The sequence below is a fragment of the Streptomyces sp. NPDC007164 genome, assembly GCF_040634135.1.
Lineage (GTDB): Bacteria > Actinomycetota > Actinomycetes > Streptomycetales > Streptomycetaceae > Streptomyces > Streptomyces sanglieri.
The window spans coordinates 1-18,102 of sequence record NZ_JBEYFB010000068.1; the positions used below are offsets into that span (position 1 = coordinate 1).

Sequence of the window (18,102 nt, forward strand, 5' to 3'; positions counted from 1 at the left end):
CGACCGGCGGGAATGCCCGCCGGTCGCCGGCCCCGGCCACGGATCTCAGTCGTTCGCTCTGCGCAGGACCAGCTTGTTGACGCCCCACAGAGCGATGCCGATGGCGAGCAGTACGCCGGCGCGGATGTAGACCTCCGCGGCACGGTCGGCCAGTGGGCTGGCGAGGATGGCCGCCGTGATCGCGCCCACCACGGGGACCCAGGTCGGCGCGCGGTAGTGGCGGTGGCCGACCTCGTCCTTGCGGAGCACGAGCACGGCGACGTTGACCACGGCGAAGACACAGAGCAGCAGGAAGGCCGTCGTATCGCCGAGGCCTTCGATCTCGCCGGTGGAGACAAGGCCGATGGCCAGCGCGGTGACGAAGAGGATGCCGGCGATCGGCGTGCGGCGGCCGGGCAGGACCCTGCCCATGGCGCGTGGCAGCACGCGCTCGTTGGCGAGGCCGTAGCACAGCCGGGAGGCCATCATGATGTTGATGAGGGCCGAGTTGGAGACGGCGAAGAGCGCGATGAGGGCGAAGAGTTTCGGCGGGAACTCGACACCGCTCTCCTTGACGACGAGGAGCAGCGGACCCGAGGACTCGGCCAGGTCGGTGTGGCTGACCATGAGGGAGGAGACGACGGCGACCAGCAGGTAGATCGTGCCGGTGACCGCCACGCCGAGGAAGATCGCACGGGGGAAGCTGCGGGTCGGATCCTTCGTCTCCTCGGCCATGTTGACCGAGTCCTCGAATCCCACGAAGGCGAAGAAGCCGAGCGCCGTGGCGCCGAGGACACCGGTGATCAGAGCCGTTCCGGTGCCGCTCGCCTCGAAGTCGGTCAGCCGGGAGGCATCGCCCTCGCCGGTGACGACAGCCGCCACGCCGATTCCGATGATGACGAGCAGGCCGGTCACCTCGACGATGGTCAGCACCACGTTGGTCTTGACCGACTCCGCCACGCCGCGGAGGTTGAGCGCCGCGAGCGCGACGATGAAGAGGATCGCGACGAGCGTCGGGGAGATGTCGACGAATTCCTGGAGGTAGGCGCCGCTGAAGGCGCGGGCCGCGGCGCTGGCCGAGGCCAGGCCCGAACACATCACCATGAAGGCGATGATGAAGGTCAAGAACGGGGTCTTGAAGGCCTTCTGGGTGTAGAGCGCGGCACCCGCGGCCTTCGGGTACTTGCCGACGAGCTCCACATAGGAGGCGGCGGTCAGTGCGGCGACGACGAAGCCGATCGCGTACGGCAGCCAGATCGCGCCGCCTATCTTTCCGGCGACCTTGCCCGTGGTGGCGTAGATGCCGGTGCCGAGGATGTCTCCGATGACGAAGAGGATCAGGAGCTTGGGGCCGATGGCTCTCTTGAGCGGTGTGCTGTCATCGGGTGTGTCCGTAGCGGCAGTTGGGCCGGAGGGGGAGGTTGGCGGTGTAGTCATGGGAAGGCGTCGCCCCGTTCGGGATCTCGAAGGAGGTGTGAAGTACCCGTTGTCACGCCGCGCCTCGGGTCCGCGCGGTGGGGCCGGAGAAGGGGGTCTCCGACTGCCGGGGAACCATATGACGGGCCTCGGTGCGGCCGGATCATCCCTGCGGGATGACCGCCTCCCCGGCCGCCAAGGGATCTGCCGTAACCATGTTTTGGGCTGTCGGCGCGCTGTGCTTGGCTCGCCGCCATGGACTACGTCACCGGCACGAAACAAGCCCCTGCTCCTACCCGGTACGACCTGATGGTCGGCTCCGCCGTGGGGCACGGGCTGCTCGACGAGGACCGACCACTCGTCTCCCTGCTGGACCTTTCGGCCGTCCGGGCTTCGGCCCGAGCCCTGCACGAGGCTTTCGCGGAGGTGGCCGCTCAGCCACAGCGCGTTCAGCACACGTTCGCCGTCAAGGCGGCCGCGCTGGTGCCCGTACTGCGGCAGCTCAATGGTCTCGGCATCGGCTGCGAGGTGGCCAGCCCGGGTGAACTGGCGCTGGCCCGGGCGGCGGGCGTACCCGCAGAGCGGATCGTCCTCGACTCCCCATCCAAGACTGTCGCCGAACTGGAGACCGCCCTCACCCAGGGCATCGCGGTGAACGTCGACAACCCGCAGGAGCTCGCCCGGCTCGACTCCCTGCGCACCGCCAGCGCGCCCACCGCGCCGATCGGCATACGCATCAACCCGCAGCTCGGCGCGGGCAGTATCGACGCGATGAGCACCGCCACCGCCACCTCGAAGTTCGGCGTGGCGCTGCGGGACGAGGGCGCGCGGGCTTGGCTTCTGGAGGCCTTCGCGGCCCGCCCCTGGCTGAACCGACTGCACTGTCACACCGGTTCGCAGGGCATCTCCCTCGCCCGGTTGGTGGACGGCGTCCGGGTCACGTACGAACTGGCCGAGGAGATCAACGCGGCCGCGGGCCGGCAGCAGATCAGCACGCTGGACATCGGAGGTGGGCTGCCCGTCAACTTCGATTCCGACGCCGTCACGCCCTCCCACCACGACTATGCGCGGCTGCTTGCCGCGGAGGTGCCCGGGCTCTTCGACGGCCGCTACGGCATCGTCACCGAGTTCGGCCGTTCACTGCTGGCCAAGGCGGGGCTGCTGCTTGCCCGGGTCGAGTACACCAAGTACGCGGGCGGCCGCCGAATCGCGGTCACCCACGCCGGTGTGCAGGTCGCCACCCGGACGGTGTTCGCCCCCGAGTCCTGGCCGCTGCGGGTCGCGGCGTACGGGTCCGACGGCCGGCGCAAGACCGGACCGGTGATCCACCAGGACGTGGCCGGGCCCGCTTGCTTCGCGGGCGATCTGATCGCCCGGGACCGCGCCTTGCCGGCGCTGGAGCCGGGCGATCTAGCGGCGCTCCTGGACACAGGCGCGTACTACGCCTCCACGCCTTTCGGCTACAACAGCCTGCTCCGGCCCGCCATTTACGGTTTCGACCTCGACGCCGCCGGTGCACCGCACTTCACGGTCATCCGCCGGGCGCAGACCATCGAGGAGCTGATCGCCGAGTCGGGCGGCAACTGAGCACCCGTCACCTGATGGAGCGGCTCCGCGTTGCGGCCGCGCGCAAGGACCGCAGCGCGAGCAGCAGGACGCCGATGTCGTCCAGATAGACGGGATCGGGCAGCAGGTCCAGCGGTAATACCAGATATTGATCAGAAACTCAAGGGGTTCGCGTTGAGGGTGCAGCGGACGTGGGGGCCGTGGAAGTAGCCGCGGACAATGTGGGGCTGGCGTTGGCGGCGGCGGAAGAACCGGCGGTCTCGGCGGCGAGTTGGTCCTGGTTGCGGGCCTGGTGGCTCTTGGGGAGCCTGTGCTTGAGGTCCGCGTTGACCATCTCATCGGGGTTCAGCTCGGGCGAGTACGGCGGCAGGAAGTGCAGCTCGATCTACTCGGCGTGGTCGGCGAGCCAGTCCTTCACCTTCTTCGAGCAGTGCGCGGAGTGCCCGTCCACCACCAGATGGATCTTGCGGTCGAAGTGTCCGACGAGCCGGTCCAGAAAGCGGCACATCATGGCCGAGTCGAAGTACTCGGTGAAGACCATGAAGTACATCCGGCCCCTGGTACTGATCGCGGACATGGAGTTGGCCGAGAACCGGTTGCCGGTGCGCCGCACGATGATCAGAGTCCTGCCCTTCTTGCCCCAGGTCCGGCCAGTGACCTGGTCGGAGCACACTCCGACCAGGTCGGCGAAGAGGATCTCGCCACCGTCGGCCCCCGCCCGGGCGCGGATCTGTGGCCAGGTCTCCTCATGCCAGCGGGCCATATTCTCGGGATCCTGCTCCACGGCCCGTTTGTCGGGCCGCTGGAAGGAAAGGCCCCACCGTTTCAGGTACTTGCCCACTCCCGGTTCGGTCAGCCGCACCGGTACAGCTTCGCGATCAGGTCACCGACCAGACGCCGCATCCACAACTGCCCCACCAGGCCCACATCACACGGACGGTGGTCGAGCACCGCCTGGCGCACCGCGGCCTGCTCGCGCTCCGCCAGGACCTGGTGAACCCCCACCGGCCGGCCCTTCGGCCGTGCCAGCAGCGCGTCGCGACCACCGGCCTGCCACCGCGCCCACCAGTTGCCCACGGCCTTCAGCGACACTCCGAACACTGCCGCGACGTCCTCCCTCTCCCGCCCCGCCACCAGCGCAACCACCGCCCGAAGACGCAGCACCTCCTGCGCCGACGGCGACAAGTGCCGCGCGTCCCCCACCAGATCACTCACACCCAGCTCAACAACCCAGAATCACAAGCGTTTCGGATCAATACTGTCAATTCCCCTTCGTGTTCAGGACACAATCCCGAGCGAAATAGGCAGCTGCCCGACGCAGGATCTCGCGCTCCAGCTGCCACTCCTGCTCGGCCTTGAGCAGCCGGACGTTCTCCACCCACAGCCGAGCCAGCTCCTCGGCAGCGCTCACGCTGCCGTCGCGGCCCTCGGGCGTGGCCTGGGTCTCGTCCTTGCGCACCTACGTCCGCAGCGATTCCGCGGTGATACCGAGATCTGCGGCCACCGCCGCGTGCGTCCGCTTTCCCGGCCGCGGCGCGGTAGAGCGCGACGGCATCCTTCCTGTAACTCCTCCGGATCGGAGACTTGCCTCCCACCTGGATGTCCCTCCCTGGACCGTCAAGATCCATTGTCAGGGTGTCCGCCACGTGGGTGGGAATTCCTGGTGAACACACCCCTGGTCTACCGAGGTCTACACGAGTAGCGTCCGCGGAAGTCCTGACGGAGTGAGCAAGAGGTGGTGCGATCAATGGCACTCGACATCCCTGGCCCTGAAGCCCCAAGAACAGGTGCATCCCCTTCCGGGGATGTGTCCGCTGGCACGGCCGGAGGTAGCGGGCAGGGGCGGAAGGCCGTCCGGGCCACCATTGGGTCGGTCTGGATGGGGACCACTCTGGAGTACGTCGACTTCGCTCTCTACGGACTTGCTGCGGGTCTCGTCTTCGGCCCGGTCTTCTTCCCGGACACGGCGCCCGCGCTCGCGCTCGTCGTGAGCTACGCGACGTATGCCGTCGGGTTCCTCGCGCGCCCGGCCGGCGCCCTCTTCTTCGGGCGGCTCGGCGACCGGCGCGGCCGCAAGACTGTGCTGCTCTTGACGATCGCGCTCATGGGCCTCGCGACCTCGGGCATCGGCCTCCTGCCCAGCTACGCAACGGCCGGCTACCTCGGCCCGGTACTGCTTCTGCTGCTCAGGATGGCGCAGGGGTTCGCGGCGGGCGCGGAGCTGTCCGGCGGCGCCATCATGCTCGCCGAGACAGCCGAGCCGAAGCGGCGGGGGCTGGTCACCTCGGTTATCGCCATCGGCTCCAACGGCGGTGTCCTGGTGGCGTCCGGTGTCTGGCTCGCGATCTCGGCGATGCCCAAGGACGACCTGCTGGCATGGGGCTGGCGGATCCCCTTCCTGGCGAGCATCATGCTCGCCGCGGCGACCATGATCATGCGCCGCAAGATGCCGGAGAGCCCCGTCTTCGTCGAAATCTCCGAGCAGTGCGAACAGCCTGAAGCGAAGCCGAAGGCGGTCGAGGCCGCTGAGCCAGCCGCTCGCGGGCACCGCGCGTTCCTGGCGCTCCTCGGGCTGCGGATCGCGGAGAACGGTCCGTCCTACCTGTGCTCGACCTTCGTCGTGGGATACGTCGCGACCTATCTCAGCGTCAGCCCGGGCGTCCCCTCCCTCGCCGTGTTCATCGGCGCGCTCCTCGGTATGGCGACCGCGCCGTTCGTCGGGCAGCTCTCCGACCGGCTCGGGCGGCGCGTGGTCTACCGCGTGCTCTGTGCCTTCCTCGTCGTCTATCCCTTCGTCGGCTACGCGCTGATGAGCACCAAGGACCCGACCGTCGTCTTCGCTGTCATCGTCGTCGGCTTCGTCATCGCGTCGGTGTGCATGTTCGCCGCACAGGCCGCGTACGGCGTCGAACTCTTCGGCAGCCGCAGCCGCTACAAACGGATGGCGCTCGGCAAGGAGGTCGGCTCGGCCCTCTCCGGCGGCATCGCCCCGCTCGTCGCGGCGGCCCTGCTCGGCTGGTCCGGCCACTGGTGGGTCATCGCGGCGTACTTCGCCCTCATGGCCGCGATCGGTTTCGTCACGACGTTCTTCACCCCCGAGACGGCCGGGCGGGACCTGCACGACCCGCGGGACGCGATGTGAGGGCGCCCTTGAGCGGGGAGGCGCTGCGGTGAGAGGAGCCCGGCAGACGACGCGGAACGACGTGGCGCGGATCGCGGGGGTCTCCACCGCCGTGGTCAGTTACGTACTCAACGACGGTCCGCGCCCCGTCTCGGAGTCGGCCCGTCGCCGCGTCCTGGCCGCGGTGGAGAAGACGGGGTACCGCGTCAACGACGTTGCCCGCGCCCTCAAGAGCGGGCGCACCCGGGCCTTCGGGCTCGCGGCACCTAGTCTGCTGAACCCCTTCATCGCGGAGATCGCCCGGTCCGTGTCACTGGCCGCCGCGGAACGGGGCGCCCTGGTCCTCCTCGGCGACACCGGGGAGGACCAGAACCGCGAGGACCAGGTCCTGAGGTCGTTCCTCCAGCGCCAGGTCGACGGCATCGTGTACATGAGCACGAACGAACGGCTCAGCGCGGACATCGCGACAGGCTGCGACATCCCGATCGTCGTCTTCCAGCTCGCCGACGACAACCCGTTCCTCGCCTCGGTACGCATCGACGAGGCCGCAGCCAGCCGGGCCGTCGGTGAGCACCTGCTCTCCCACGGATACCGACAGCTCGCGGCCGTGGTCGGACCGGAATCGATGCGCAACTCCAGCCTCAGGCTCGAAGGATTCGACCAGGCCCTCGATGTCGTCGGCATCCCGAACGAGCAGCGGCACCACCTCTACGCCGGTACGACACGACAGGCCGGCTGGGCCGCCGGGCACCGCCTCCTGGCCGAATACCCCGGAACCGAAGCGGTCTTCACGGGCAACGAGTCCCTGGCCATCGGTGTCATCGCGGCGGCCCACGCCCTCGGCCGCCGGGTGCCCGAGGACCTCGCCGTCATCGCCTTCAATGGCAGCGAGGAGTCACGCTTCCACGTCCCGGCCCTGTCGATCTCGCGACAGCCCGTCCAGGAGATGGCCACGAAGGCCATCGACATCCTCAACGCCTCCACCTACCGGCCCGACGACCACTACTTCGCAGCGAGCCTCATCCCCCGCAGGTCGTGCGGCTGCGACGGCGGCCCCCGTCTCGACGACGAACCAGGACCGCACTTCTCGTACTCCCCGTGATCTCCGCACCCCCGCACCTTCCCCACTCCCATGATCCCCGTACGAAAGGAACCGACGTGCCCACATCACGTTCCCTCTCCCGCCGCATGTTCGCGAAGGCCGGCGGCGCCGCACTCGCCGGCGCCGGAATCGCCGCCGTCCCGGGCCGGGCGTCCGCCGCAGCACAGCCCGCCCCTCTCCGGACCCCGCTCTGTGCCCGACAGACCACCGCATCCGCCCAACCCGGCGGAAAGTGGTACCCCGACGGCTCCCCGCGCCGCTTCCCCGGGCTGACCTTCACCACGCCGGTCGCGGCGGGTGCCTTCAAGGACGCGCTGACCCAGGTGCGGGACAAGATCCGGCAAGCCCCGCTCGGGGCGCTGTTCGTGACGCTGCCGCACGACACGTACCACACGACGATCCTCGAAGGCCCCGTCGACCAGCCGCGCTCCGCGACCACCTGGCCCAAGGACCTGCCGATCGACACCCCGCTCGACGACGTGCTCGCGGCGTTTCTCGACAAGCTCCGCAGATCGTCACTCACCGCGCCCCGCACGCTGACCTTCACCCCCCGGGAGGTCAACGACATCACCAAGCCGAACAAGGTGTTCTCCATCAAGCTGCAGCCGGACGCGGCGACGGCCACCGCTCTCGCCTCCTTCCGGGCCGCTCTGGGCAGCCTGCTGCAGATTCCCGCGCCGACCTCCTACGACTTCCACGTCACGGTCGGCTACCGGCTGTACACGAACACGGAGGCCGAGGTCGCCCAACTCCAGGCATGGCGCACCGAATGCCTCCAGTTGATGCCCCCGACCGTCACGCTCAGCGGGTGTCAGTTCACGGTCTTCGACAACATGGCCGGCTTCCCCGTCGTCAGAGACCTCTGAGCCTGCGCCCGCGCCGACCGGCGTCTTCCGCCAAGGAAGTCGTACGCCCAGGAACAACCGAAAGTTGCTCACCATGACCGAACCCTCCCTGCGCGGCCACCGCCTCCCCACCGCCGAGGCCGGGCCCGGCGGCAAATGGCATCCGGACGGGTCGCCCCGTCACTTCCCGGGGAACACCTTCATCTCGATGGTTTCCGAAGGCCCGTTCCAGCACTCCCTCGGCCTGATCCACAAGGATCTGGCCGGGGACCCTCTGTCGGAGCTCTTCGCGCTCCTGCCTCCCCCGAGCCACCACGTCACGCTCCTCGACGGCACGCTGGCGTACTCCTTGCCGGACCAGGGGATCCGCGGGCTCACGCTGGAGCACGCCGACCGGTTGCGGCGTGCAGGCACACGGGCGCCACGGAAGCTCACGTTCGCGGTCCAGGGCATCTCCGACATCACCCGGGCGGACACCCAACTCTTCGTCCTGCTCGAACCGGACGCCGAGTCGGCGCAGGCACTCCTGGACTTCCGGAGGCAGGCTATCGGGCTGCTCGGACTGGTGGCGGAACCCGGCGGCCATGTCTTCCATGTCAGCATCGCCTACCGCATTCTCGAGGAGCGCGAGCACGAAGTCGCCGCCCTCGCCGCCCTGAGAGAGCGCCTGGGGCAGCACCTGCCGGACTCGGTGACCTTTGACGGGTGTGACTTCGCGTCGTTCGACGACATGACGGCCTTCCGCCCGGTGCTCGTTCTGTGATGGACACGGCGGGCGCACTCAGCCAGCTCATGGGACTGGCCAACCTCGTTGTCGGAGCCGTACTCAGCCTCATCATCGGTCTGGAACGCCAATACCACAGCAAACCCGCGGGAGCCCGGACCCACGCACTGGTGGGACTCGGCTCGTCCATCTTCATGGTGGTCTCCAAGTACGGCTTCCTCGACAGCCCCACAGGAGCGGTCGACGGATCGCGGATAGCGGCACAGGTCGCCTCCGGCGTCGGCTTCCTCGGCGCGGGGCTGATCTTCGTCAAACGCGACACGGTGCGCGGCCTCACCACGGCCGCGAGCATCTGGGTGGTCGCGGCCGTCGGGCTCACGGCTGGCGCCGGCCTGTGGATCGTCGGAACGGGCGCAGTCCTGATCTATCTCGTCCTGGTCGCGACCCTGACCCGGTTCAGCGGTGTCCTGCCGCATTCGAGCAATGGGTTCCACAGCGTCGTCGTCGAGTACGAGGACGAGGCCGGGGCGTTGCGGGACATTCTCCGGTCGATCGTGACCCATGGGTTCACCGTCCTCGACTTCTCGGTCGCAGATGCGGACTGCGAGGAGGACGGAGAGGGCAAACCGCTCCTGAAGGCAGCCCTCGAAGTCAGCAGCAAACATGCCGACCTCGGTAACCTGACCAGCGGCATACGCGACCACGAGGCAATCCGCTCGGTCGAAGTCGTCGGGAGCGTGTGAGTCCGGCTTTCCGCATTCCGATGAGCGGCACCCTGTGGGCGGTGGCGACGCGTCCTCTTCGACGACGGCGTCGCCCCTCCTGCCGGACTGTAAGCCGGTACATCCACGCTCCTGTCACCAAGCCGACCCACGCAATGGTGACCGCCAGCATGACCGGACCCGACCTCGTCGACTACCGGTCCTCACGCCAGGGCGGATAGCCACACACCACTACGGCCATGATCAGGCCCAGGCGGACCTGCCAAACCTGGGAGCCATCTGGGAGCTGACCCCCGGCGGCAGGCGACCTCGACGCCTGGATGATCGCGGAGCCAGTGGCTGAGTTGTTCCGTGTCGCGTCCTTCCCAGAGCGAGAGCGGGAGCCGGGTGGTGGCGTCGACCAGGAGAGTTCCGTAGGCACCGCCGTAGAGCGCGAAATCGTCCACCCCCAGCACCCGGGGTGTCTCCAGAGCGGGAAACGGCACCCGCATCAGCTGGGACAGAACGGTGCACCGCGACAGCGTCACGTTCAAGATCCGCAGCATCCGGGCACCGCCCCGGCTTGCCAGCACGACACCGACAGCCTCCACCAGGCGCTGCAACTGTGGTATTCGTCGCTGGTAGCGCACGGTCAGCCCCGGCACTTGCTCGGCGAAGGTCACCTTCGGACAGGCCGGGTTCACGCAGTACAGGCGCCGTACGGACAAGTCGATGCGCAGCGGCCGGCCTCCGAGAGCAACATCTGCGAGGTGCCGTACATACCGGCTGTGGACCCAGTCACTCGGGACGCCACACCCGCTACATCCTCTCCGACTACGAACTTCTTGCCAGAGCCACGTTCACGTGCATGCCGACACCAAGCCGAGGGCCTGCCAGTGGAGTCGTGCTCCGGAGCGCGGTCGGAGGAGCGGCGCGAGCAACTGGAGGAGATCGACCCGTCCTGGTGCCCCATCTGGCCCGTCGAATGGCAGCGGGCTTGCCACCTCACGAGGCTGCACCTGGAGGCGGTCCGCGGTGAGTTGACCACCGAACCTGGCGTCGTCGTTCACTAGGGCGAAGACCTCGGACGCTGGGTGAAGACCGTGAGACTGGGCTGGGACAAACTCACCACGGTGCAGCAGTGGATGTGCGAACACATCCTCGGAATCGAACCCGCCAGCGAGGACGAGAAGCCGAAGCCGCGCACCAGCCAAGCGGAGAAGTGGGCGCTGCACCTCACCGCTGCCAAGCAGTTCTACGAACGCGAAGGCCACCTCCGAGTCCCACGCAAGCACATCGAGACCATCGTGGTTGAGGCCGACGGCGGGGACCAGGAGCAGCGGCCCTCTCCGGCTGGGAGCCTGGGTCGGCAACCAACGCTCCCGGGCGGCATCGCTCATGCCCGAGCGGATCGAGCAGCTATCCGTCATCGGAATGCGCTGGACGTAGGACGAGCGTCGCACCTGGCTGCCACCCCCACATAACCAAGGCAGCAGGCGAAGGATGTGAGGGAGGGATCAGCGGGAGGAGAGGGAGCGAAGTGCCCCCCAGGCGGTCAACAGAGCCGCCACGAACACGGTGATGGTGCCGATGCTGTGGGGATATTCACCTCGGGTGACATGCACGACCGCGCCGCCGGCCATGATGCAGGCGAGGCCGGCCGCGGCGGCCGGGGTGAGTACCGGGGCGATGTCCGTGGCGCGGGGAAGGATCAGCCCCACCGCACCAAGTACCTCCAGTGCTCCGATCGCTTTGATCGTCTCGGGACGGAAGTCCACGACCCACGGCATGAGTGGGACCAAGGCGTCCGGGGACATGACCAGCTTCATCCCGCCGGCGGCGGTGAACAGTACGGCGAGGAGGGCCTGGGCGACCCACAGGACAACGAGCACAGCACACTCATTCCATAAGTGAAGGGACCCCTGCGGTTTGTTGTGACGCTCAAGCCACCAGAACCGCAGCACCACCTTCACTTGTAGGATCCAGGTCATGGGATCCGAGCAGAGCCGAAGGCTGCGCAGGGACGCCGAGGTCAACCGGCAACGCATCATGGCGGCTGCACGCACCGTGTTCGCCGAGCGCGGGCTGGGTGCGCCCCTGGAGGACGTCGCGCGACAGGCCGAAGTCAACATCGCCACGCTCTACCGGCGTTTCCCCGAACGGGAAGCCCTGATCGAGGCGGTGCTGAGCGACCGCATGACCGATCTGGCCCGCCTCGCCGAGGAGGCGATGCTCACCCCCGACCCCTGGGAAGGCTTCAAGGGCTTCGTCGAGCGCATCTGTGCCATGCAGGCCGCCGACCGCGCCGTCACTGAGGCCTTTACCGCCTGCTTCCCCGACTCACCGGCCATGGAAGAGCCACGTTCCCGCGCCATAGAAGCCCTTGACGCCCTGATCCGCCGCGCACAGCAACAACACCGCCTGCGCCCCGAGATCACCAGCAGCGACGTCATCCTGTTCCTGATGGCCAACACCGGCGTACTCTCCTCCACCCGCCACGCCGCCCCCGGCGCCTGGCAGCGCCTAGTCTCCCTGCTGCTCGACTCCTGCCGCCCCGACGGGCCCACGTCCCCGCTGCCGCCCGTTCCCGGCCCCGAGGAACTTCACGACGCGATGCTCGCAGCACGGCCGCGTCGCTGATCGAAGTCCGGACGACCCAGGCGCCAAGCCCTCCACACCGCCCACACCCACACCACCGACCGGCCCCTGGACACCACGACCGACCCCGGCACCCTGCCCACAGCCACCTCGAATGGCTGTTCACCCAATGCGCCAGCTACAACAACCTCCACCACGAGCAGCGCCAGCTACTGGCCGGCATCGGCCTCACCGCTGAACGCGCCCGCGGCCTGGCCCCACCTCCGAAGCTCGCTCCTCGACCCCGCTCCCGATACTCGAGCCGGAGGCCTCCACGGGCGCCCCGGCATGCCGTTGCGCCTGAGATACCGCTTCGGCACCGGCACACCGCCCTGCTCGACCAGCTGAACACCGGGGGGGGCGGGCCGGCCGACGGCGTCCCCTGTGGGCAGCGGCAGGCAGCTCCCGTTCCACCCTCTCCGTGCAACGCCTCGTCGACCGCTACGCTCCTCGGAATCGAGCGCGACAATCTCACCGTCCAGTACTGCGGGTCGGCCGAGCACGGATCCAAGCCCGGTGAGTTCCGGGTAGCCGGCGGTGGTGTCCGCGCCGGACGGGCCTTGGCGTTGTCGACGAGGCGGAGCCAGTGGGGATGGAGCTCCCAGTGGTCCGCACGGGAAAGGGCCCGGGCCAGTTGGCTGGCCGACGCCACGAAGGGGAAGCGTTCGGCATACGCGGCGCGGGCGGCGTCCAAGGCCTCGCCCTGCGGGCGGCGGCAGACGCCTAGGCCCTGGAGACCGGTGATGGTGGTCCAGGTCTGGTCGTCCGCTCGGGCGGTGAACGCAACCCGGGTGTGCGGCTCCTGGGCGGCCAGGGCGCGGCCGTGGCGGGTGGAGCCTGCGGCGAGGAAGATCAGTGAGGTGAGCGAGCCGTCGCAGCTCGACCCGGGCGGCGGGTGTGCCGGGCGGGGTGGACCAGAACCGATGCCACAGCAGGTAGGCGGACAGGTCCAGGATGCGCGGCGCAGGGCGGTGGTGTGGCGGGGGCGGGGCGCAGCGAGCTGCCGGTAAGTGCCTGCCTGAGATCCGCAGGAGAAGCGGAGGGGTAAGGAGTACTCATCTCTGTTCGAGGATGAAGTCCTACTATCGGTAAATGACACCTTCCGTATCGAAAGAGTTCAGTAGTCGTGGTGGAGTTGCCTTTGATGTGTGTGAGTTGCAGCTGGCAGACGATGTCGCGGCCGCGAGTGTGCATCGGATTGGGCGTCGTGCTTATGCGGTCGAGGCTGAGCTGATCGGCTTCGATGGGATCCCAGCCTTGCAAGAGAGCATGGATGAGATGCGAGGTCAGCCATTGCATTGGCTCGGAGCCATCGCGGACGGCGGACGGATCGCTGCGTTTGTCGCCTGGCAGATCCCGGCCGGAGAGGACATTGTCGACATTGACCGCGTCTGTGTGGATCCTGAGTGGTTCCGCTGCGGTCTGGCGACACGATTGATCCGCTGTCTTCTTGCCGATCTGGCCCCCAGTGGCGACGTCCATGTAAGTACGGGTGCTGATAACAGTCCGGCCGTCGCGCTTTATGAAAGTCTCGGTTTCTCTCGCATCGGCACCATTGAGCCCGTCCCCGGGTTGCGCCTGGCTCAGTTTCGGCTGAGACGGAACCAAATTGGGCGGGTTCGCGCTAGCTGAGCGTGCGAGGCTGTGGGGTTGCGGGGCCTTGGCCGGAGCCGCTGGTCAGGACTGCTTTGACCACTTGGAGTGAGGGCCAGTGCGGGTGAGCCTGCGGTCGCCAGCGGATCTCGCTGCGTACCGGGCGACCGTCCGTGATGGCCCAGGACCTGGTATCGAGTTCGGCGAAGTAGCGCAGGCGGGCCGCCGTGCGGGCGATCTCCTGCGCGGCGTAGGAGTCGATCGGGTCGGACGCGACGAGCTCTCCGTGTGAGCGCATCCAGTCCAGCAGGTCCCCGGATGGTGGCGGGGAACTCGGCGTCGGCCAGGTGCCGGCCAACCGGGTCGATCACGGCCGCATGGTGGGGCAAGCCACGGGCGTCGACTCCGCCGGTGTTCTGCGGGCCGTCGTGCGTCATGCTGGTCATGTCCGTCCTTGCGTGTCCGTTCCGAGGGCGGCACGCGCCGGTCGGGCGGGTGGACAAGACAGTGACGGGGCTTCTGGACCAAGCTCCTGAAGTCACAAGCGCCCGTCCAGCCGCGTACGTGGTGACGCCCGGTGGGCCGACAATTCCCAAACAGGACAGTCGAAACGTCGGTCAGTTGGCGAGTCAGGCCCACCAGCAGCATCACCACATCACATCCTCACTGTCAGTTGGGCAGGGCGTCTTCGACAAGTGCCACGGTCGTCCGGGGGTCGGAAACCTGGATCACGAGGCGGGCGTAGCGTTCGTCGGTCAGTTGGATGACCACTGCCTTGGCCGGGTTGCGGACGTCCCAGAAGACCCGTTCGCCGTCGACGTGGAAGGTGCCGGCGGTGACGATGCCCGGGACATGGGTACCAGGAGATCGGAGCCCCTTGGGCTCCTTGGCGATCCCAGGGTCAGCTGTGGCGCCGCGCACGTGTGCCAGCGGAATGGTCAGACGGCTCCTGAACGCCCAGAGTTTGTCCAGTCCCTCGATCTCCACGATCAGGTTGCCGTCGTCGATGCTGACTTGTGCCATGGTGTTTCCTTTGCTGTGAGAGTGTCAGGGCCGGCCGAGGCGCTGCGCCAGGGCAACGCCGGCTCGGGTGATTTTCGCGTCGGCCGTGCCGGACCTGACCTGTGTGCGCAGCCCGATGAGCAGTGGGGTGGCCACTGCGTGAGCGGCGCGGGCGTCACCGTTCTCGCCCGTGTGGCCCACGCCGCCGACTGCCCTGTCCAGCGCGGCGAATGCCTCGCCCACCACTTGGGCCACCTCGGCGTCCACCGGTGCCCGCTCGACCGCGGCCAGCAGGACCAGGTCGAGTTCTGTTCCGGTGACCGCGTCCGCGAGGACGTCGTGCGTCTTTTCCGTGTGGCCGCCCGCTGCCGTGACACGCTCCACCAGGCCGGCCACCTCATGCTCCAGGGACCACTTCAGCGCGGCCAGGTATAGCCCGCGTTTGCTGCCGAACGTCTTGTACAGGCTGTTGCGGTGCACACCGAGGTGTGACACCAGGTCGTCGACGGAAGGTTTCCCCGCCCCGCGGCCGATGCACTTGGACCGTTCGCGGGGCGGCCCTCCGGATCGCGCACCTGGCTATGTTCACGGGTCGTGGCTCTGGTCCACTTCTTGTGATGTACACAACGCTGGGTGACGTTGCGCGGACTACCGGGGCTTGGTTGACGGCGAGATTTATGCTCGGACGTATGATCGAGACTGAGCGGCTGCTCCTGCGACCTCTGCATGTGTCTGACGTAGACGTTTTCGTCGAGCTCCACATCGATCCGAAGGTCAACCGCTTCGTCGGGTCCTTCTCGCATCAACAAGCGCTGGAACGCCTAACTGTGATCCAGCGGCAGTGGGCTGAGCGAGGCCATGGTCTGTGCGCGATCGAGCTGAAGTCGAGCGGGGAGTTCATCGGTCGAAGCGGTCTGCAGTACTGGGAGCAATTCGACGAGGTGGAACTGGGGTGGACCCTCCGAGCAGATCACTGGGGGCACGGGTATGCGACCGAGGCCGCCCAAGCGTGTCTGGACTGGGGATTTGCCACGCTTGACGACGAATACTTTACGGCTCTCATGCGGCCGGGCAACGAGGCGTCAGTGAGGGTGGCTGAGCGCCTCGGGTTCGCGCCGCGTCGAGAGGACCATCTGCAAGGCCGTCCAGTCACGGTGTATGCCGTGGACCGTCCGGCCAAGTTGCCCGCCACATGAGTCACGACAGCAGGACTCTCTTCCTCAACAGGGCGAAGCCAGCGCGGCCGAACATCTGACGCTTGAGCATCTTGATGCGGTTGACGTGCCCTTCGACGACCCCCGAGCTCCAGGGCTGTGTGAGGCCGGCGGTGACGGCGTCGAGGTCGCGTTCGAGGTGTTGGGCGAACCGGCTGAGACTGGTCAGGTCGGTTGTGGCTCTGGCCGATTCGATCCACTGCTTGAGATGGTCCCCTTGCAGGTGGGTGACCATGTGAGCGAAAGAGCGCACGACGTGTCTCAACGTCGACGAGCACAGTTCCGTAGACCCGACCCCTGCGCTGGGCATATTCGTCCACGCCGACCGCGCGAGGCACGGCTGCAGGCGGGTCCGGCAGCGAGGTGACTAGCCTCAGCAGGGTATTCCGACTGACCGGGGCCCCGAAGGTGATCGCCATCCGGGCGCCGGCCCGGCCCGCGAGCGCGAGACCGACCGAGACCAGAGCCGACCGCAGCCGCTCGGTCCTCCGGCCGAACCGGCGGGTCAGGCCGGACACCTGCTCGGCGAAGGACTTGCGCGGACAGGAGTCCTCCATGCAGACGAACCGACGCACCCGCAACGACACCACGACGAACCTGCCGACCGCCGGTAGGTCACGGGGAAAGCGCAGGTAGGAGCCATGTATTCGTCCTGACCAGCATCCGCATATCGGGCAGGCCGCCCGACGGGAAGTTGTACGGGCCTCGATCCGGACGACTGTGTCGGCCACCTCGACCGACTCCACGGACACACCAGCGACCGAGGAGAACAGCAATTCGTCCAGCTGCGGCAGCACTTCGTTCACGGCGAAGGACTGTCGACCACACCGGTTTCCAGCCGGGCGATTTTCGGGCGACCTCAACTGGCATCACATGGAGATCAACAGTCACCCTGCGTATGTATCCACAAGAAGTGGACCAGAGCCAGGCCAGCGGCACACTCCCCCGAGGCTGCGGGCGACGTCGTCGTCCAGGGCGAAGACCTCGGACGCTGGGTGAACGCGCAGCGGTTCGGATGGGAGCAGCTGCTGGTACAGCAGTGCGCCGCAACCCGCTGAGGGGCAGCTTCAACGGTCTGCGTACATGCCGCGGCTTCCTCCCACTGCCTACGCACTGTTGCTGCACATGATGACCGAACAGGAGCAGGGCGGCCTCGTCGTCGCTACGCACGGCGAGCTCGCCCACGGCCTTGCCATGGAACGCGACATGATCAGCCGCGCGATGCCTCACCTGGTCGCCGCGCGGGTCGTCGCCGTGGTTCGCCGCGGGCGCTTCCAGCTCCACCCGGTGATCGCCGCGTTCGAGAATCCGCGTCAACAGCAGCGCGCCGTCAAGGCCCTGCCCGAGGACATGCGGCTGGATGTCGGCGACTTCGAGGACGAGTACGAGCTCCGCTTCCAGCTCCACCTGGACGAGAAGGCCCGCAATGCCGAAGCGAAGGCCAAGGGCAACATCACCCCCATCACCAGGACGGCTCGAATCAAGCGAGTCCGCTGGCTTCACCGACACGGCGGCGCACCCCCTCGGGTGCGGCGCCGCTCTCGTGCCTGCCCGGTAGCACTAGGTGAACCGGTTCGCTCTGCTCCTCCAGAACAAACTGCGGCCGCGTAGACCTTGGCCGATCCATGCAGTAGCTCTGCATGGATTTCGCGCGGACCATCACAGATCTGCGATGTCATCCGGAAGCGTGGGGCGTCCCGGTGACCTTGACCGGTGTCGACAATCTGTCCAACGGGGCCGTTGTGTCTCGCGGGCAGAAGGACGGCGTGCCCGCGTGGTCGGAAATGGATGTCTCCTGTCCACGCCGAAGTTCGCTGAAGTTGGGATCCTGGTGCCAGCGGCAACCCCGACGAAGGGCCGGGAGCGGGCACCGCCGCACAGTGGGTCGGCGCCCGGGCGGAAGAGGAAGGGTGCTCTTCCCCTTCGGGGAGAGGAGGTGTCGGCGGCTGCATCACGCTGACCCACGCCGCTGACCTGCGGGAACAGCAGTCAAGCGAATCCACCCTTGGCAACCTGCTGGGCAACCCGTTGCGCAATCTGTTAGGCAACCTGTTACGCAATCTGTTGAGCAACTTGTAGGCCCGCTAGGGCTTCACAGTCGGAACGGCGGCGACGACGGTTCCGTGGTCGCCCAGTGTCTGCCAGCCCCACGATTCGTACAGTGCCCGGACCTTGGGGTGGTCCTGGAGGACCAGGAGCGTG

General features: G+C 67.7%; 18 protein-coding genes and 4 pseudogenes. 11 read left to right on the forward strand and 11 right to left on the reverse strand.

All coding sequences use genetic code 11. The features are described 5' to 3' along the window. Positions 1-45: 45 nt before the first annotated feature. The gene (locus tag ABZ622_RS38200) at positions 46-1,416 is read right to left on the reverse strand and encodes an APC family permease (RefSeq protein ID WP_360551375.1); all 1,371 of its coding nucleotides are present in this window, start codon (positions 1,414-1,416) and stop codon (positions 46-48) included. Between the two features lie 234 nt (positions 1,417-1,650). On the opposite strand from ABZ622_RS38200, the gene ABZ622_RS38205 reads away from it, so the two are divergent. Beyond that, the gene (locus ABZ622_RS38205; RefSeq protein ID WP_360551377.1) at positions 1,651-2,982 is read left to right on the forward strand and encodes a diaminopimelate decarboxylase; all 1,332 of its coding nucleotides are present in this window, start codon (positions 1,651-1,653) and stop codon (positions 2,980-2,982) included. A gap of 131 nt (positions 2,983-3,113) precedes the next feature. On the opposite strand, the pseudogene ABZ622_RS38210 reads toward ABZ622_RS38205, so the two are convergent. After that, positions 3,114-4,164, reverse strand: a pseudogene (locus tag ABZ622_RS38210) (IS630 family transposase). A gap of 58 nt (positions 4,165-4,222) precedes the next feature. Continuing rightward, positions 4,223-4,420 carry a hypothetical protein gene (locus tag ABZ622_RS38215; protein WP_351196505.1) on the reverse strand — a complete coding sequence of 66 codons (198 nt, stop codon included), beginning with the start codon at positions 4,418-4,420 and terminating at the stop codon, positions 4,223-4,225. A 420-nt stretch (positions 4,421-4,840) separates the two neighbouring features. Between ABZ622_RS38215 and ABZ622_RS38220 the strand changes: the two genes are divergently transcribed. From ABZ622_RS38220 to ABZ622_RS38240, 5 genes are all read left to right on the forward strand, one after another. Continuing rightward, positions 4,841-6,103 carry an MFS transporter gene (locus ABZ622_RS38220; RefSeq protein WP_360551379.1) on the forward strand — a complete coding sequence of 421 codons (1,263 nt, stop codon included), beginning with the start codon at positions 4,841-4,843 and terminating at the stop codon, positions 6,101-6,103. A 28-nt stretch (positions 6,104-6,131) separates the two neighbouring features. Next, positions 6,132-7,184: a LacI family DNA-binding transcriptional regulator gene (locus ABZ622_RS38225; RefSeq protein WP_356483023.1), complete on the forward strand. Its 1,053-nt coding sequence runs from the start codon at positions 6,132-6,134 to the stop codon at positions 7,182-7,184. A 56-nt stretch (positions 7,185-7,240) separates the two neighbouring features. Continuing rightward, entirely contained in the window at positions 7,241-8,050 is an 810-nt protein-coding gene (locus tag ABZ622_RS38230) for a DUF1868 domain-containing protein (protein ID WP_360551381.1), read from the forward strand. A 73-nt stretch (positions 8,051-8,123) separates the two neighbouring features. After that, positions 8,124-8,792, forward strand: a complete 669-nt coding sequence (locus ABZ622_RS38235) for a DUF1868 domain-containing protein (RefSeq protein ID WP_360551383.1) — start codon at positions 8,124-8,126, stop codon at positions 8,790-8,792. Beyond that, positions 8,792-9,496: an MgtC/SapB family protein gene (locus ABZ622_RS38240; RefSeq protein ID WP_360551385.1), complete on the forward strand. Its 705-nt coding sequence runs from the start codon at positions 8,792-8,794 to the stop codon at positions 9,494-9,496. The genes ABZ622_RS38235 and ABZ622_RS38240 overlap by 1 nt, the downstream gene beginning before the upstream one ends. A gap of 182 nt (positions 9,497-9,678) precedes the next feature. Here ABZ622_RS38240 and ABZ622_RS38245 read toward each other — a convergent pair whose 3' ends face one another. Continuing rightward, a complete protein-coding gene (locus tag ABZ622_RS38245; RefSeq protein WP_360551387.1) occupies positions 9,679-10,137 on the reverse strand; it encodes a hypothetical protein in 459 nt (152 codons plus the stop codon). 33 nt (positions 10,138-10,170) lie between these two features. Continuing rightward, positions 10,171-10,272 (reverse strand): annotated as a pseudogene (locus tag ABZ622_RS38250) (hypothetical protein); the annotation flags it as partial. 54 nt (positions 10,273-10,326) lie between these two features. Between ABZ622_RS38250 and ABZ622_RS38255 the strand changes: the two are divergent. Continuing rightward, positions 10,327-10,903 (forward strand): annotated as a pseudogene (locus ABZ622_RS38255) (helicase associated domain-containing protein); the annotation flags it as partial. A 68-nt stretch (positions 10,904-10,971) separates the two neighbouring features. On the opposite strand, the gene ABZ622_RS38260 reads toward ABZ622_RS38255, so the two are convergent. Beyond that, the gene (locus ABZ622_RS38260; RefSeq protein ID WP_360551389.1) at positions 10,972-11,346 is read right to left on the reverse strand and encodes a DoxX family protein; all 375 of its coding nucleotides are present in this window, start codon (positions 11,344-11,346) and stop codon (positions 10,972-10,974) included. Positions 11,347-11,443: 97 nt separating this feature from the next. Between ABZ622_RS38260 and ABZ622_RS38265 the strand changes: the two genes are divergently transcribed. Together ABZ622_RS38265 and ABZ622_RS38270 are read left to right on the forward strand one after the other, a co-directional pair. Then, positions 11,444-12,094: a helix-turn-helix domain-containing protein gene (locus tag ABZ622_RS38265; protein ID WP_331734291.1), complete on the forward strand. Its 651-nt coding sequence runs from the start codon at positions 11,444-11,446 to the stop codon at positions 12,092-12,094. A gap of 1,089 nt (positions 12,095-13,183) precedes the next feature. Then, entirely contained in the window at positions 13,184-13,723 is a 540-nt protein-coding gene (locus ABZ622_RS38270) for a GNAT family N-acetyltransferase (RefSeq protein WP_360551391.1), read from the forward strand. On the opposite strand, the gene ABZ622_RS38275 is transcribed toward ABZ622_RS38270, so the two are convergent. The 3 genes from ABZ622_RS38275 to ABZ622_RS38285 all read right to left on the reverse strand — a co-directional run bounded on the left by ABZ622_RS38275 (position 13,716) and on the right by ABZ622_RS38285 (position 15,220). After that, positions 13,716-13,982, reverse strand: a complete 267-nt coding sequence (locus tag ABZ622_RS38275; RefSeq protein ID WP_360551425.1) for a hypothetical protein — start codon at positions 13,980-13,982, stop codon at positions 13,716-13,718. The genes ABZ622_RS38270 and ABZ622_RS38275 overlap by 8 nt on opposite strands. A gap of 371 nt (positions 13,983-14,353) precedes the next feature. Further along, positions 14,354-14,707: a hypothetical protein gene (locus ABZ622_RS38280; RefSeq protein ID WP_360551393.1), complete on the reverse strand. Its 354-nt coding sequence runs from the start codon at positions 14,705-14,707 to the stop codon at positions 14,354-14,356. A 24-nt stretch (positions 14,708-14,731) separates the two neighbouring features. Continuing rightward, positions 14,732-15,220 carry a TetR family transcriptional regulator gene (locus ABZ622_RS38285; RefSeq protein WP_360551423.1) on the reverse strand — a complete coding sequence of 163 codons (489 nt, stop codon included), beginning with the start codon at positions 15,218-15,220 and terminating at the stop codon, positions 14,732-14,734. Positions 15,221-15,375: 155 nt separating this feature from the next. Here ABZ622_RS38285 and ABZ622_RS38290 point away from each other — a divergent pair, with 155 nt between their 5' ends. Beyond that, on the forward strand, positions 15,376-15,882 hold the full coding sequence (locus ABZ622_RS38290; protein ID WP_360551395.1) for a GNAT family N-acetyltransferase: 507 nt from the start codon (positions 15,376-15,378) through the stop codon (positions 15,880-15,882). Between the two features lies 1 nt (position 15,883). Here the strand turns inward: ABZ622_RS38290 and ABZ622_RS38295 are convergent, their stop codons facing one another. Both ABZ622_RS38295 and ABZ622_RS38300 read right to left on the reverse strand, forming a co-directional pair. Then, on the reverse strand, positions 15,884-16,135 hold the full coding sequence (locus ABZ622_RS38295) for a transposase (protein ID WP_360551397.1): 252 nt from the start codon (positions 16,133-16,135) through the stop codon (positions 15,884-15,886). Between the two features lie 376 nt (positions 16,136-16,511). Then, a pseudogene (locus tag ABZ622_RS38300) lies at positions 16,512-16,706 on the reverse strand (ISL3 family transposase); the annotation flags it as partial. A 319-nt stretch (positions 16,707-17,025) separates the two neighbouring features. Here ABZ622_RS38300 and ABZ622_RS38305 point away from each other — a divergent pair. Then, positions 17,026-17,511: a hypothetical protein gene (locus ABZ622_RS38305; protein ID WP_360551399.1), complete on the forward strand. Its 486-nt coding sequence runs from the start codon at positions 17,026-17,028 to the stop codon at positions 17,509-17,511. The last annotated feature ends 591 nt before the right edge of the window (positions 17,512-18,102 follow it).

Coding starts and splice junctions, on each gene's coding strand:
- ABZ622_RS38290 (WP_360551395.1), top strand. CDS start 15,376: ATGATCGAGACTGAGCGGCTGCTCCTGCGACCTCTGCATGTGTCTGAC.
- ABZ622_RS38295 (WP_360551397.1), bottom strand. CDS start 16,135: ATGGTCACCCACCTGCAAGGGGACCATCTCAAGCAGTGGATCGAATCG.
- ABZ622_RS38235 (WP_360551383.1), top strand. CDS start 8,124: ATGACCGAACCCTCCCTGCGCGGCCACCGCCTCCCCACCGCCGAGGCC.
- ABZ622_RS38270 (WP_360551391.1), top strand. CDS start 13,184: ATGACACCTTCCGTATCGAAAGAGTTCAGTAGTCGTGGTGGAGTTGCC.
- ABZ622_RS38200 (WP_360551375.1), bottom strand. CDS start 1,416: ATGACTACACCGCCAACCTCCCCCTCCGGCCCAACTGCCGCTACGGAC.
- ABZ622_RS38305 (WP_360551399.1), top strand. CDS start 17,026: ATGATGACCGAACAGGAGCAGGGCGGCCTCGTCGTCGCTACGCACGGC.
- ABZ622_RS38275 (WP_360551425.1), bottom strand. CDS start 13,982: ATGCGCTCACACGGAGAGCTCGTCGCGTCCGACCCGATCGACTCCTAC.
- ABZ622_RS38240 (WP_360551385.1), top strand. CDS start 8,792: ATGGACACGGCGGGCGCACTCAGCCAGCTCATGGGACTGGCCAACCTC.
- ABZ622_RS38220 (WP_360551379.1), top strand. CDS start 4,841: ATGGGGACCACTCTGGAGTACGTCGACTTCGCTCTCTACGGACTTGCT.
- ABZ622_RS38280 (WP_360551393.1), bottom strand. CDS start 14,707: ATGGCACAAGTCAGCATCGACGACGGCAACCTGATCGTGGAGATCGAG.
- ABZ622_RS38205 (WP_360551377.1), top strand. CDS start 1,651: ATGGACTACGTCACCGGCACGAAACAAGCCCCTGCTCCTACCCGGTAC.
- ABZ622_RS38265 (WP_331734291.1), top strand. CDS start 11,444: ATGGGATCCGAGCAGAGCCGAAGGCTGCGCAGGGACGCCGAGGTCAAC.